Annotated in this window: 10 protein-coding genes; 8 read left to right on the top strand and 2 right to left on the bottom strand. The window is 74.2% G+C overall.

From position 1 onward, the window contains the following. Positions 1-9 precede the first annotated feature (9 nt). The 7 genes from ACGFNF_RS25370 (at position 10) to ACGFNF_RS25400 (ending at position 8407) form a co-directional block, all read left to right on the top strand. Positions 10-810 carry an SAM-dependent methyltransferase gene (locus ACGFNF_RS25370; RefSeq protein WP_393171167.1) on the top strand — a complete coding sequence of 267 codons (801 nt, stop codon included), beginning with the start codon at positions 10-12 and terminating at the stop codon, positions 808-810. Positions 811-866: 56 nt separating this feature from the next. Next, complete coding sequence (locus ACGFNF_RS25375; RefSeq protein WP_357580894.1) at positions 867-2210, top strand: nucleotide disphospho-sugar-binding domain-containing protein; 1344 nt, start codon at positions 867-869, stop codon at positions 2208-2210. A gap of 181 nt (positions 2211-2391) precedes the next feature. Beyond that, positions 2392-3606, top strand: coding sequence for a DegT/DnrJ/EryC1/StrS family aminotransferase (locus ACGFNF_RS25380; RefSeq protein ID WP_357580893.1), 1215 nt, complete (start codon positions 2392-2394; stop codon positions 3604-3606). Continuing rightward, positions 3603-4664 carry a glucose-1-phosphate thymidylyltransferase gene (locus ACGFNF_RS25385; protein WP_357580892.1) on the top strand — a complete coding sequence of 354 codons (1062 nt, stop codon included), beginning with the start codon at positions 3603-3605 and terminating at the stop codon, positions 4662-4664. The genes ACGFNF_RS25380 and ACGFNF_RS25385 overlap by 4 nt, the downstream gene beginning before the upstream one ends. 58 nt (positions 4665-4722) lie before the next feature. Next, entirely contained in the window at positions 4723-6027 is a 1305-nt protein-coding gene (gene rfbH, locus ACGFNF_RS25390; RefSeq protein ID WP_357580891.1) for a lipopolysaccharide biosynthesis protein RfbH, read from the top strand. Positions 6028-6077: 50 nt separating this feature from the next. Continuing rightward, positions 6078-7424 (top strand): nucleotide sugar dehydrogenase, encoded by a 1347-nt coding sequence (locus ACGFNF_RS25395; RefSeq protein WP_357580890.1) that lies wholly within the window; start codon positions 6078-6080, stop codon positions 7422-7424. Next, a complete protein-coding gene (locus ACGFNF_RS25400) occupies positions 7421-8407 on the top strand; it encodes an NAD-dependent epimerase/dehydratase family protein (protein ID WP_393171171.1) in 987 nt (328 codons plus the stop codon). Before ACGFNF_RS25395 ends, ACGFNF_RS25400 begins: the two co-directional genes overlap by 4 nt. Before the next feature lie 186 nt (positions 8408-8593). Here ACGFNF_RS25400 and ACGFNF_RS25405 read toward each other — a convergent pair whose 3' ends face one another. Next, a complete protein-coding gene (locus tag ACGFNF_RS25405) occupies positions 8594-10195 on the bottom strand; it encodes an MFS transporter (RefSeq protein ID WP_357579286.1) in 1602 nt (533 codons plus the stop codon). A 30-nt stretch (positions 10196-10225) separates the two neighbouring features. After that, positions 10226-10894: a DUF899 domain-containing protein gene (locus ACGFNF_RS25410; RefSeq protein ID WP_132238236.1), complete on the bottom strand. Its 669-nt coding sequence runs from the start codon at positions 10892-10894 to the stop codon at positions 10226-10228. Positions 10895-11279: 385 nt separating this feature from the next. Between ACGFNF_RS25410 and ACGFNF_RS25415 the strand changes: the two genes are divergently transcribed. Further along, positions 11280-14726, top strand: a complete 3447-nt coding sequence (locus tag ACGFNF_RS25415) for a BTAD domain-containing putative transcriptional regulator (RefSeq protein ID WP_393171174.1) — start codon at positions 11280-11282, stop codon at positions 14724-14726. The last annotated feature ends 12 nt before the right edge of the window (positions 14727-14738 follow it).

Genomic DNA, 14738 nt, shown 5'->3' on the forward strand with positions numbered 1-14738 from the left:
GAGAGACCGATGTCGACAGAACCTGCCCAGTCCGTGGAGCGGCCGTCGCCGGCGCGGATGTACGACTACTTCCTCCACGGCACGAACAACTACCCGGTGGACCGGGCCGCGGCGGAGGCCGTGATCGGGCGGGTCGGACAGACGCTCACCCGCGACGTGGTGTGGGAGAACCGCCGGTTCCTGGGCCGCGCCGTCCGGCACCTCGCCGAGGATTGCGGGATCCGGCAGTTCATCGACGTCGGGGCGGGCCTGCCGAGCCAGGAGAACACCCACCACGTGGCGCGGCGGGCCGTCGCCCAGCCCCGGGTGATCTACGTGGACAACGACCCGGCGGTCGCCGAGCACGGCAAGCGCCTGCTCACCGAGGACGAGCGGGCCAACACCGGGATCTTCACCGCCGACCTGCGCGACCCCGGCTCGATCCTCGACCACCCGGACACCAAGTCCCTGATCGACTTCTCCCAGCCCGTCGGGGTGCTGTTCATCGCGGTCTTCCACTTCGTCCGGGACAGCGAGGACCCGAAGGGCATCATCCGGGCGTTCCGCGACCGGATGGCGCCCGGCTCCTACATGGCCCTGTCCCACCTCTGCGTGGAGGGCGGGCCGGACGAGGAGCGCCGGATGATGGAGGACAGCTACCGCAACGCCACCGCGCCGATGGTCTACCGGACCGCCGCGCAGATCGCCGACCTCTTCGAGGGCTTCGAACTCGTCGCGCCCGGGCTCGTGCCGACCGGCCGCTGGCGGCAGGACGACCCCGACGCCACCTCCACCGACCGGATGTACGCCGGGGTGGCCCGCAAGCTCTGACCCGTTCCGCCGACCGCCGCACCGCACCCACCAGGACCGCACAACCGAGGAGAGACATGCGCGTCGTGTTCGCCCTGTGGCCCAACCCGGCCCACCTGTACCCGCTGGTTCCGCTCGCGTGGGCGTTGCAGAGCGCCGGCCACGAGGTCCGCGTCGCGTCCCACCCCGTCCTGGCGGAGAGCACGCTGGCGGTCGGGCTGACCCCGGTCGCGGTCGGCGACCCGGAGATCATGCCGATGGGTCCCGGTCGGCCGCAGCCGCGCAGCGTCAAGCAGCGGCTCGACCGGATCACCGAGGCGCTGGAGCTGACCCCGGCGGACAAGGAGGTCTGGGACGTCTTCTACCAGTTCATGCTGCCGTCCATGTGGGACTTCCACCCGGTCGGGTCCACCGCCCGCGACCCGCACCCGGTCCTCGACGACCTGGTCGCCTTCGCCCGCGACTGGCAGCCCGACCTGGTCCTCTGGGACCCGTGCTTCCCGGCCGGCGCGGTGGCGGCGCGCGTCGCCGGTGCGGCGCAGGCGCGGCTGCTCTGGGGGCTGGACTACTTCGCCTCGACCATGGACCGCTTCGCCGAGGCCGCCGCCCGACCGGGCCCGGGCCCGGAGGAGAACCCGCTGGTCGAGACCATGCGGCCGGCCGCCGAGCGGTACGGGCTGGAGATCGACGACGAGCTGCTGCTGGGCCAGTGGACCGTCGACCCCACTCCCCCCGGCGTACGCCTGCCCACCAGCGTCCGGACCGTGCCGACGCGCTGGGTGCCCTACTCGGGGCAGACGGTGCTCCCCCGGTGGCTGCACCACCGGCCGGAGCGGCCGCGCGTCGCGCTCTCCCTCGGGCTGTCCCAGCGGATGTACTTCAAGGGCGGCTGGGACCACGTGCCCGGCCTGCTGGAGATGGTCTCCGACCTGGACGTCGAGGTGGTGGCGACGCTCAACGCCGATCAGCTGGCCGGCATGCCCGCCCTGCCGAAGAACGTCCGCGCGGTGGACTACCTGCCCCTGACCCAGCTGCTGCCGTCCTGTTCGGCGATGGTGCACCACGGCGGCATGGGCACCTTCGCCAGCGCGGTGGCGCTGCGGGTGCCGCAGCTGATCACCGACTCCGACGACGACAACGGCATGATCACCATTGAGGCCGACGGCCTGGAGTGGTCGATGGCCACGAAGCACATCGAGTCGTCGGTGACCGCCCGCTGCGTCGCCGAACGCGGCGCGGGACTGGTCCTCGACATCAAGAACCTCTCCGTGGACGCGATGCGCAAGCAGCTCGTCCGCGTGCTGGACGAGCCGGCGTTCCGGCAGGGGGCCGACTCCCTCTACGACGACCTGCTCGCCACGCCCAGCCCGACCGAGACCGTCCCGGTGCTGGAGAAGCTCACCCGGCGGTACCGGGCCTGACCCGGCACCGCCGTCACCGCCGGCGGGCGGGCCCCTGCGCGCGCCCGCCGGCACCGTCCGCTCCCGCACCGCCCGCCCGCGGCCCACCCGGGTGGCGCCCCGCGCCGCCCCGCTGCCGGCTGCCCGCCGCCGGCCCCGCGTCGCCGCCGGTGCACGGGCGCCCTCGACGACAGGAGAAGCGATGATCAACGTCTTCCAGCCGACCCTCGGCGCCGAGGAGCTCGACGCCGTGCGCGCCGTCTTCGACAGCAGCTGGCTGGGGCACGGGCCGCGTACCAGGGAGTTCGAGCAGGAGTTCGCCGCGCACGCCGGGCTGGTGCCCGAGCGGACCATCTTCATCAACTCGGCCACGGCCGGGCTCTTCCTCGCCGTGGAGCTGCTGGCGCTCGGGCCCGGTGACGAGGTGGTGCTGCCCTCGATCAGCTTCGTCGGCGCCGCCAACGCCATCGCCTCGGCCGGCGCCCGGCCGGTCTTCTGCGACGTCGACCCGCGCACGCTCAACCCCTCCGTCGCCGACGTGGAACGGGCCCTGACCCCCACCACGAAGGCGGTCATCCTGCTGCACTACGGCGGCGTTCCCGGCGAGGTGGCCGAGATCGCCGAGCTGTGCCGCCGGCGCGGGGTCGCCCTGGTGGAGGACGCGGCGTGCGCCGTCGCGTCGACCGTCGACGGGCGTCCCTGCGGCAGCTTCGGCGACATCGCCATGTGGAGCTTCGACGCGATGAAGATCCTGGTCACCGGCGACGGCGGGATGCTGCACGTACGCGACGCGGAACTGGCCCGGCGGGCCCACCGCCTGGCGTACCACGGCCTGGAGCACGCCAGCGGCTTCTCCGCCGCCGGCAAGGGGGTGCCGCACCGCTGGTGGGAGCTGGACGTGCGCGAGTTCGGCCGCCGGGTGGTCGGCAACGACCTCACCGCGGCGATCGGCCTGGTCCAGCTCCGCCGCCTGCCCGGGTTCGTCGCGCGCCGGCGGGAGATCGCCGCGGAGTACGACCGCCTGCTCGCCGACGTCGAGGGCGTCCGGCTCCCCCCGCCGTTGCCCGCCGGGCAGCGCAGCTCGCACTACTTCTACTGGGTGCAGCTCGACCCGGAGATCCGCGACCAGGTGGCCGCCGACCTGCTCGACATCGGCATCTACACCACGTTCCGCTACGCGCCGCTGCACAAGGTGCCCGCGTACGGCGCCGGTTGGCACCTGCCCGGCGCCGACGAGGCGGCGCGGACCACCCTCCTCCTACCGCTCCACCAGGGACTGGACGATGCAGACGTACGAACGGTCGTCGACGGCCTGCGCAAGTCCGTCGAGCAGCGGCAGGGCGCACCCGTGACTGACCGGACGGCGCGCCCGGTGGCCGGCCCACCCGGGCGGCGGGGCGCCGGGGGTACGCGATGAAGGCCCTGGTGCTCTCCGGGGGCGCCGGCACCCGGCTGCGCCCGCTGAGCCACTCGATGCCCAAGCAGCTCGTCCCGGTGGCGAACAAGCCGGTCCTGGAGCACGTGCTGGAAAACGTCCGCGACGCCGGTGTGACCGAGATCGGCGTGATCGTGGGCGCCTGGGCCGACCAGATCAACGAGGTCCTCTCCGACGGCTCCCGCCTCGGGGTGCGGCTGACCTACCTGCGTCAGGACCGGCCCCGCGGGCTGGCCGACTGCGTCCGGCTGGCCCGGCCGTTCCTCGGCGACGACGACTTCGTCATGTACCTCGGCGACGTCATGCTGCCCGACGGCGTGGCCCGGTACGCCGACCAGTTCCGCCGCCACCGACCGGCGGCCCAGGTGCTCGTGCACAAGGTGGACGATCCGCGTGCCTTCGGCATCGTCGAGCTCGACCCCGACGGCACGGTACGCCGCCTGGTGGAGAAGCCCCGGCAGCCGCGCGGGGACCTCGCCCTGGTCGGCGTCTACTTCTTCACCCCGGCCATCCACGCCGGCGTCGACGCCATCACGCCCAGCGCGCGCGGCGAGCTGGAGATCACCGACGCGGTGCAGTGGCTGGTCACCAACGGCGCCGAGGTGCGCGCCAGCGAGTACGACGGGTACTGGCGCGACACCGGCCAGGTGGCGGACCTGCTGGCCTGCAACCGGCACCTGCTCGACGCCCAGCCGCGCGCGGTCGCCGGCAGCGTCGATCCGGCCAGCGAGCTGACCGGCGCCGTGGTCGTGGAGCCGGGCGCCCGCATCGTCGCCAGCCGCGTCGAGGGGCCGGTGGTCATCGGCGCGGGCGCCGTGGTCGAGGGCTGCCGGATCGGCCCGCACACCGCGATCGGGCCCGGCTGCCGGCTCGTCGACGCCGAGGTGGCCGACTCGATCGTGCTGGCGGACGCCTCGATCACCGCCGTCCGTGGGCTGCGCGGCTGCCTGATCGGCCGCTCCGCCACGGTCAGCCTCAACCCGGCGGCCGGGAGCCGGCTGGTGGTCGGCGACCACAGCCGGATCGAGTTCGCCGCATGACGCCCGTACGGCCGCCGACCGACGCCCGCTGCCGGGCACGATCCGAGAGGAAGATGGGATGAGCGACCCCAAGGCACTGCTGCTGGACAGCGTCCGCAAGTACCACCAGGAGGTCCAGGAGGAGCGGCCGTTCGTCCCGGGCGAGACCGAGATCTGGCCCTCGGGTGCGGTGCTGGGCGCCGAGGAGCGGGTGGCGCTGGTCGAGGCCGCGCTGGACCTGCGCATCGCGTCCGGGCAGAACGCCCGCCGGTTCGAGTCGGCCTTCGCCCGCAAGCTGCGGGTCCGCAAGGCGCACCTGTGCAACTCCGGCTCCTCGGCCAACCTGCTGGCGGTCTCGGCGCTCACCTCCGCCCAGCTCGGCGACCGGCGGCTGCGCCGGGGCGACGAGGTGATCACGGTGGCTGCCGGGTTCCCCACCACGGTCAACCCGATCCTGCAGAACGGGCTGGTGCCGGTCTTCGTCGACATCGAGCTGGGCACCTACAACGCCACCGTCGAGCGGGTGGCCGCCGCGATCGGCCCGAAGACCCGGGCCATCATCCTGGCCCACGCGGTGGGCAACCCGTTCGCGGTCGCCGAGATGGCGCAGCTCGCCAAGGAGCACGACCTGTTCCTCATCGAGGACAACTGCGACGCGGTCGGTTCCTTCTACGACGGGCGGCCCACCGGCAGCTTCGGCGACCTGGCCTCGGCGAGCTTCTACCCGGCCCACCACATGACGATGGGCGAGGGCGGCTGCGTGGTCACCAACAACCTGGCCCTGGCCCGGATCGTGGAGTCGCTGCGCGACTGGGGCCGGGACTGCTGGTGCGACCCGGGCAAGAGCAACACCTGCATGAAGCGGTTCGAGCACCAGCTGGGCACCCTCCCGGAGGGCTACGACCACAAGTACATCTACTCGCACGTCGGGTACAACCTGAAGACCACCGACCTGCAGGCCGCCCTGGGGTTGGCCCAGCTGGCCCGGGTCGACGAGTTCTGCGCCGCCCGGCGGCACAACTGGCGGCGCCTGCGCGAGGGCCTGGACGGGGTGCCGCACCTGCTGCTGCCCGAAGCCACGCCGCGCAGCGACCCGAGCTGGTACGGCTTCGTGATCACCGTGGAGCCGGGGGCGCCGTTCGACGTGCCTGAGCTGGTGGGCTTCCTGGAGGACCGCAAGATCGGCACGCGGCGGCTGTTCGCGGGCAACCTGACCCGCCACCCCGCGTACGCCGACCAGCAGTACCGGGTGGTCGGCGAGCTGACCAACAGCGACATCGTGACCAGCCAGACCTTCCACGTCGGGGTCTTCCCCGGGCTCACCGACGAGATGATCGACTACGTCGTCTCGTCCATCCGGGAGTTCGTCAAGACCTACGGCTGACCGGCGGGATCCCGGCCTGGGACCCGTCAGCTTCCCTGATTGGAGCACAGATGGGCGTTCTGTCCGACCGACGAGATCCTCGGGTGGCGGTCGTCGGGCTCGGCTACGTCGGGTCCTGCATCGCCGCGGTCCTGGCCGAACGGGGCCTGGACGTGGTGGGTGTGGACGTCGACCCGCACCTGGTCGACGAGCTGCGCGCCGGGCACTGCCGGTTCGAGGAGCCCGGCCTGCCGGAGCTGGTCCGCGCCGGCATCGAGGGCGGCCGGCTGCGGGTGTCCACCGACTACGCGGCGCTGGCGGAGACCGACGTCGTCCTCGTCACCGTTGGCACGCCGGTGCGCCGCGACGGCTCGCTCGCCGACGAGCAGCTCCGCGGCGCCTGCGTCGAGCTGGCCCGCCACCTGCGACCCGGCCAACTGGTCGTGATCAAGAGCACGGTCCCGCCGGGCACCACCCGGGACTTCGTCCTGCCGCTGCTGGAGCGCGGCGGGCTGAGCGGCGGGAAGGACTTCGGGATCGCCTTCACCCCGGAGCGGCTCGCCGAGGGCACCGCGCTGCGGGAGCTGCGGACGTTCCCGATCGTCGCCGGCGGCCTGGACGCCGACAGCACCCGGGCGGCCGGCGATTTCTGGCAGCGGGCGCTGGGGGTGGACGTGATCCCGGTGGACTCGCTGGAGGCGGCGGAGATCGTCAAGCTCGCCGACAACTGGTGGATCGACCTCAACATCGCGCTCGCCAACGAGCTGGCCAAGTTCAGCGCGCTGTTCGACGTCGACGTGCTGGACGTGATCGCCGCCGCCAACAGCATCCCGAAGGGCAAGAGCAACATCAACATCCTGCTGCCCAGCGTCGGGGTGGGCGGCTCCTGCCTGACCAAGGACCCCTGGATGGTCTGGCACTCGGCGCGGGAGCGGGGACTGGAGATCCTCACCGCGCCGGCCGGCCGACAGGTGAACGCGGGGATGCCGGGTTACACGGCGCGCCTGGTCATGGACGAGCTCGCCGCTCTCGGCAGGCCGGCGGAGACGGCGACGGTGACCGTGCTGGGGCTGGCGTTCAAGAACGACACCGGCGACCTGCGGGCCACCCCGACGCTGCCGGCCGTCGCGGCCCTGCGCGAGGCCGGCTGCGAGGTCCGCCTGCACGATCCCCTGGTCGACCCGGACGAGGCGGAGAAGCTCTTCGGGCTGCGGCCGGTCGCCGACCTCGACGAGGCGGTGCGGGGCGCGGACTGCCTGGCCGTCCTGGCCCACCACCGGCGGTTCACCGAGATCGACTACGCCGCGCTGCCGGTGGCCCGGCCGTGCCTGGTGCTCGACGGGCGCGCGTACTTCCCGAAGGACAGGATCGCCGGGCTGCGGGCCGCCGGGTACCACTACCGGGGGATCGGCCGGTGAGCGCGCGGGTGGTGGTGACCGGCGGGCACGGCTTCATCGGCGGTCACCTGGTGGACCGGCTGCTGGAGCGCGGCGACGACGTCACCGTCTTCGACGGCCCGGCGCCGCCGGTGGGACGCTCGCCGGCCGCGGCGCACGCCCGGCTGGTGGAGGGCGACGTGCGCGACCCGGAGGGGTTGGCCGAGGCCATCACCTCCGGCGTCGACGTCGTCTACCACCTGGCCGCCGTGGTGGGCGTCGACCAGTACCTGTCCCGCCCGCTGGACGTCGTCGACATCAACTTCACCGGTACCCGCAACGTGCTGGACCTGGCCTGCCGGGCCGGCGCCCGCGTGGTGCTGGCCAGCACCAGCGAGGTCTTCGGCAAGAACCCGGCGGTGCCGTGGGCGGAGGAGGACGACCGGGTGCTCGGCGCGACGTCCGCCGACCGCTGGACGTACTCGTCGAGCAAGGCCCTCACCGAGCACCTGACGTACGCCTTCGCCCGGCAGCACGGGCTGGCGGCCACCATCGTCCGCTACTTCAACGTCTACGGTCCCCGGCAGCGCCCGGCGTACCTGGTCAGCCGCTCCGTGCACCGGGCGTTGAACGGGCGCCCGGTGGTGGTCTACGACCAGGGGCGGCAGACCCGCTGCTTCACCTTCGTCGACGACGCCGTCGCCGGTACGCTCGCCGCCGCCACCAGCCCGGCGGCGCTCGGCGAGTCGTTCAACATCGGCAGCATGGTGGAGAACACCATCGGCGAGGTGGCGGAGCTGATCGGCACGCTCACCGGCACCGCCGCGGTGACCGACGTGGACACCAGCCGGGCGCTGGGCAGTGCCTACGAGGACCTGGCCCGGCGGATCCCGGACACCACGAAGGCGCGCACCGTGCTGGGCTGGAAGTGCGAGGTGCCGTTGCGTACCGGCCTGGAGCGGACGGTGCACTGGGCCCGGGAGAACCCGTGGTGGCTGGCCCTGCCCGACACCGGCGCGAACTGACGTCCCGACACCGAGGCGCCGCCCGACCCACCGGGGTCGGGCGGCGCCGTCGTGCGTGCACCCGGTCCGCCGGCGCCGCCGACGGGGGACGCGGGTCCCGCCAGGCGACCCGCGCCCGCGCCGGGGGGCGTGCGGCCGGGGTGCAGTGCTCCACCCCGGCCGCACGGTCGCGCCGCGACCGACCCGTCAGCGCCGGGCCGACGCGGGCGTCTCGTCGGTGCCACCGGCCGGGACCGCCGGGGCATCGACGACCGGTTCCTCGGCCGCCGGGCGCACTCGGCGCAGCAGCAGCGCCGAGGCCACGGCCAGGCTCACCGCGATCACCGCGCTGACCAACCCGGCCATGTTGAACCCGCTGGTGAACGCCGCCCTGGCGGCCTCCAGCAGGGCGCTGCCGGTCTGCTCCGAGAGCTGCCCGGTCACCGCGCTCGCGCCGGCCAGCGAATCGCCGGCCGTCTCCCTGACCTGCGCGGGCAGGTCGGCGGAGAGGGCCGGGGCGATCTCGCTGCGGTAGACGGCGGTGCCGACGCTGCCCAGTACGGCGACGCCGAGCGCCACCCCCAGCTCGGTGCTCGTCTCCGACATCGACGACGCCGAGCCGGCCCGTTCGGGCGGCGCCGCCCCGATGATCAGGTCCGTGCCCAGCACGGCACCGGGACCGAAGCCGAGATAGACGATCACCAGACCGGTCACCGCGAGGCCGAGCCCACCGGCGGTGCCCACCTGGCTCAGCAGCGCGAAGCCGACCGCGGCGATCGCCATGCCGCCGGCGACCACGTAGCCCGGGGCGAACTTCTGCGCGATCATCGGCGCGAGCATCGAACCGACAAGCATGGACACCGCGTACGGCAGCATCCAGAGCCCGGCCCGCAGCGGGGAGAGGCCCTCGACCAGCTGGGCGTACTGGGCGAAGAGCAGCGCGATGCCGCCGATGGTCGACCCACCGAGCAGCATGATGCCCAGGGCCGCGCTGAAGGTCCGGTTGGCGAACAGCCGCACCTCGAGCAGCGGGCTGGTGAGGCGGCGCTGCCGCGCCACGAAGATCACGCCCATCACCACACCGGCGACCATCGCCAGGACCGGCCGGACGCCGAAGCCGTCCTTCGCCAGCTCCTTGAGACCGTAGACGAAGGGCAGGATGGTGGCCAGCGACAGCACCACGCTGAACAGGTCGAGCCGCCCGGCCTCCGGGTTGCGGTACTCGGGCAGCAGCAGCGGCGCGGCCACCAGCAGCACGACCATCACCGGTACGCCCAGCAGGAAGACCCCGCCCCACCAGAACGACTCGAGCAGCACGCCGCCGACCAGCGGTCCGATGATCGCGCCGATCATGAAGCAGCTCATCCAGAGGCCGATGGCCATGGTGCGCTGCTGCGGGTTGCGGAACATGTTGCTGATCAGCGACAGCGTGGAGGGCATCAGGGTCGCCCCGGCCACGCCCAGCAGCGCCCGGGTGGCGATCAACATCTCGGCGCTGCTCGAGTAGGCGGCGATCACCGACGCCACGCCGAAGGCCGCCGCGCCGATCATGAGCAGCCGGCGGCGGCCGATCCGGTCACCGAGGGTCCCCATGGTCACCAGGAATCCGGCGATCATGAAGCCGTAGATGTCCATGATCCAGAGCAGCTGGGCGGCGTCCGGCGCCAGGTCGGCGCTCAGCTGCGGTAGCGCCAGGTAGAGAACGTTGAGATCCAGCGACAGCAGCAGGGTGGGCAGCGTGAGCACGGCCAGGCCGATCCACTCGCGCCGGCCCGCTCTCGGTTCCGCCTCGCTCGCGTTCACATCCATCGTGGTCCTTCCTCCGTGTCGGTGCGGCGCCTAGTTGTCGTACTCGTCGTGCAGCCGCCACCAGCCGTACGGCTCCTCCTGCGGGCGTCCGTCCGGGGTGTCCTCCCAGGTCTCCTGGCGGCCGAGCGGGGTGAGGTCGAGCAGCGACCAGTTGCTGCCGAGCGCCTCGACGCCCCGCTCCGAGGTGAAGTAGGTGCGGTACACCTCGTCGCCGTCGCGCAGGAAGACGCTCAGCCCGAACGCCTCCCCCGCCTTCGTGGTGAGCCCGAGGTCGGTGTTGAAGTCGGTGCCGTGGGACGAGTACCAGGGCAGCGTCCAGCCCATCCGCTCCTTGAGCGGGGTGATCTCCGCCAGCGGCGCCCGCGAGATGAGCGCCAGGGTGGTGTCCCGGGCGTTCAGGTGGGCGGGGTGGCCGAGGTTGTCGACGAACATCGAGCACCCCTCGCAGTAGTGCGACTCGCCCGGCCTGAGCATGAAGTGGTAGACGATCAGCTGACGCCGGCCGTCGAAGATGTCGGCCAGGTTGGCCTTGCCGCCCGGGCCCTCGAAGACGTATTCCTTGTGGATCCGTGTCATGGGCTGCCTGCGGCGCTCCGCGGCCAGCGCGTCCCGGGCCCGGGTCGCCTCCTTCTCCTTGGCGAGCAGCCGCTCCCGGGCGGTGTCCCATTCCGACTGCGACACGATCGTCGGCAGGTTCATGCTGTCTCTCCATTCGTGGTCACGGACGCTCCCCTGTCCGGGAGCGGTGGCGACGGGCGCGGGCGTTCCGGCGTACCGAGGTGACGCGGGCCGTCGGCACGGACGCCGACCGGCGCCCTGGGCACGCTCCCGCGCCCGCGTCGCCAGCCCTTCCGGCCGCCTCACGGCGGTCGACCGTGACCGGCCGACCGGGGCGCGCATGCCGTCGCGTCGCGACACCCGGTGTGCCTCCCTCGCCTCGCCGGGCCGGATCCGTCGCCGGTCCCACTCTGCCGCCCACGGCTCCCGGTCCACTCCCGGTCTTCTCCCGGTGCGCTCCCGGTCGCCGCGCCGCCGCGCCGTGCCGTGACCGCCCGTCGTCGGTGCGCTGCGCTACGGTGACGCCATGCGTTTCGGGCTCCTCGGTCCGTTGGCGGTCTGGACGACGGACGGCGCACCGGTCACCGTGCCCGATCTGAAGGTTCGTGTCCTGCTCGCCGACCTGCTGGCGCACCAGGGCCGCCCCGTCCCCGTCGACCGGCTGGTCGAGGACCTGTGGGGCGAACGCCGGCCGGCCAATCCCAGCGGGGCACTACAGACCAAGGTCTGGCAGCTGCGGCGGGCGTTGAACGACGCGGAGGCCGGCGGCAGGGACGCGGTGGTGTCCCGACCGCCCGGATATCTGCTGCGCACCGCACCCGGGCAGACCGACGCCGACCGGTTCGGCGCGCTGGTCGAGCGGGCCACCGGCACGGCCGCCCCACCCGCCCGGGTCGCGCTGCTGGACGAGGCACTGGCCCTGTGGCGTGGCCCGGTGCTGGCCGACTTCGCCGACGAGCCGTTCACCCGCCCGCTGGCCGCCCGGCTCGAGGAGCAGCGCCTGGTGGCCGTCGAGGAGCGGGCCGAGGCCCGACTGCTTCTGGGCGAGCACCAACTGCTGGTCGGGGAGCTCGCCGACCTGGTGGCGCGGCACCCGTTTCGGGAACGGGCCCGCGCCCTCCAGCTGCGTGCCCTCTACCGGGCCGGACGACAGGGCGAGGCGCTGGAGAGCTACGCCCGCTTCCGCCGGCAGCTCGCCGAGGAGCTGGGCCTGGACCCGGGCCCGGAGCTGGTGGCGCTGCACCGGGCGATCCTGGCGCACGACCCGGCGCTGCTCGCCGACCAGCTCGGCTCGGGCGACCGGAGCGGCCCGAGCGGCGGGAGCGACCAGGGCGGCCCGAGCGGTGCAAGCGACCAGGGCGGCCCGAGCGGCGGGAGCGGCAGAAGCGGCGGGAGCGACGGGAGCGGCAGGAGCGGCCCGGGGGATCCGAGCGGCGCCGAGCCGAGCGGCGCGGACGATCCGCTGGCCCCGCCGCGCCCGGCGGGTGCGGGACGGGTGATGCCGAGGACCAACATGCCCGCCCCGCTGACCCCGCTGGTCGGGCGCGCGGAGGCCGTGCGGCACGTCCACGAACTGCTGCGCGTCGAACGGCTGCTCACCCTCGTCGGGCCGGGCGGAGTGGGCAAGACCCGGCTGGCGGTCGAGGCGGCGCACCAGCTCGTCGAGGCGTACCCGGACGGGGTGTGGCTGGTCGAGCTGGCCTCGCTGCGCCCGGACGACCCCGCCGCGCTGGCCGGGTCGCTGTTGGCGGTGCTCGGCATCCGCGAGGCCACCGGGGCCGACCGCGGGCCGACGGGCGCCCCGGCCACCCCCGCCGACCGCCTCGTCGACGTGCTGCGCGGCCGGTCCCTGCTGCTGGTCCTGGACAACTGCGAGCACGTCGTGGAGCCGGTCGCCGAGCTGGCCCAGCGGATGCTGCCCCACGCCCCGGGCGTACGCCTGCTGGCCACCAGCCAGGACCCGCTCGGCGTGGCGGGTGAGCGGGTCTGGCCGGTCCCCCCGTTGGAGCTGCCCGACCCGGAGGTCACCGAGCCCGAGGTGCTCGCCCGTTCCAGCGCGGTGCAGCTCTTCGTCGCCCGGGCAACCGCCGCCGCCCCCGGATTCGCCCTCGACGCGGCCAACGCCCGCGACGTCGCCGAGCTGTGCCGCCGCCTCGACGCGGTGCCGCTCGCGCTGGAGCTGGCCGCCACCCGGGTACGCGCGCTGGGCGTGCACGGGCTGGTCACCCGGCTGGACGACCGGTTCCGGCTGCTCTCCGGCGGCCACCGGGGCGCCCCGCCGCGCCAGCAGACCCTGCGCGCGATGATCGACTGGAGCTGGGAGCTGCTCTCCGACCCGGAGCGGGTGGTGCTGCGGCGGATCGCCGCGCACGCCGACGGCTGCACCCTGGAGGCCGCGGAGGCGGTCTGCGCCGACCCGGACCTGCCCGCCGACGAGGTGCTCGGGCTGCTCGTCCGGCTGGTCGACCGCTCGCTGGTGGTGATGACCGAGGGCGCCGGTGAGCCGCGCTACCGGCTGCTCGAGTCGGTCGCCGAGTACTGCCTGGCGCGGCTGCGCGAGGCCGACGAGGTGGCGGTGGTGCGCCGCCGGCACCGGCGCCACTACCTCGAGCTGGCGCGGCGGGCCGACGACGAACTGCGTGGGTCGGCGCAGCGGCGCTGGCTGGCGCGGCTGGACCAGGAGACGGCCAACCTGCGCCGCGCGCTCGACGGCGCGCTGGCCGACGACGACGCGGCCGGCGCGCTGGAGCTGGCGACCGCGCTGGCCTGGTACCGGTACCTGCGCGGCCGGCTGCGCGAGGCGCGCCGGTCGATCGAGGCGGCGCTCGCCGTGCCCGGTTCGGTGCCGGCCTCCGTACGGGCGGCGGCCACCTGTTGGCGGGCCGGGCTCGCCCTGCTGGAGGCCGGTGGCGACCACGCCCCGCTGGTGGCCCCGGCGTTGGCGGGCTGGCCGCCGGACGAGGACCCGGCGGGGCGGGCCCGGGCCACCTGCTTCCTCGGCCTCGCGCTGCTCAACACGGGGGACGTCACGACCAGCCAGGAGCTGGTCGACGACGCGCTGGCGCAGTTCGAGAAGCTCGGCGACCGGTGGGGGGTGGCGACGGCGCTGAGCCTGCGGGCCGGGCACGCGCAGTCCCGGGGCGACCTGGAGGCGGCCAGCCGGGACAGCGCGCGCAGCGTGGCGCTCTTCCGCGAGTTGGGCGACCGGTGGGGCCAGCTCCAGGCGTCCTTCGCGCTGACCACGCGGGCGGAGGCGACCGGCGACTACCCGGAGGCGGCCAGGCTGCACCGGGAGGGCCTGCGGATGGCCGAGGAACTCGGGCTGTGGCTGGAGGCCTCCGACCGGCTCTCCGGCCTGGGCCGCATCGCGCTGCTCAGCGGCGACTACGACCGGGCCCGGGAGTTCCACGAGCGGGCGCTGCGGCTGGCCGCCGAACAGAACTTCAAGCCCGGGGAGCTGTACGCGCAAATCGGCCTCGGGCTCGGGGCCCGCCGCGAGGGCCGGCTGGACGCCGCCGAGGAGCTGCTGCGCGGCGTCCTGGCGTGGACCCGCCAGCCGGGCCTGGACGCCGACGTGGTGCGGGCGCTGCTCCTGGCCGAGCTGGGCTTCGTCGCGGAGCAGCGCGGCGCCGCCCGCGACGCGCACGAGTTGCACGCCGAGGCGTTCGAGGTCGCCACCGCCATCGGCGATCCCCGGGCGCAGGCGCTCGCGCTGGAGGGGCTCGCCGGCACGGCGACGCTCGACGGCCGGCACGGCGACGCCGCCCGGCTGCTCGGCGCGGCGGCCATGGCGCGGGCCTCGGTGGGCGCGCCGCTGCCGGCCGGGGAACGGGGCGACGTCGACCGGATCACTCAGGCCGCGCGCGACGCGCTCGGCCCGACCGCGTTCACGGAGGAGTTCGACCGGGGCACCGTGCTGACCCCCGCCGAGGCCTACCGCTCGCTGGTGGCCGGCCTCCCCCGCCCCGCCTGAGCGGGCGGGGCT

Source organism: Micromonospora sp. NPDC048868 (assembly GCF_043198195.1).
GTDB classification, from domain to species: Bacteria; Actinomycetota; Actinomycetes; order Mycobacteriales; family Micromonosporaceae; genus Micromonospora; species Micromonospora reichwaldensis.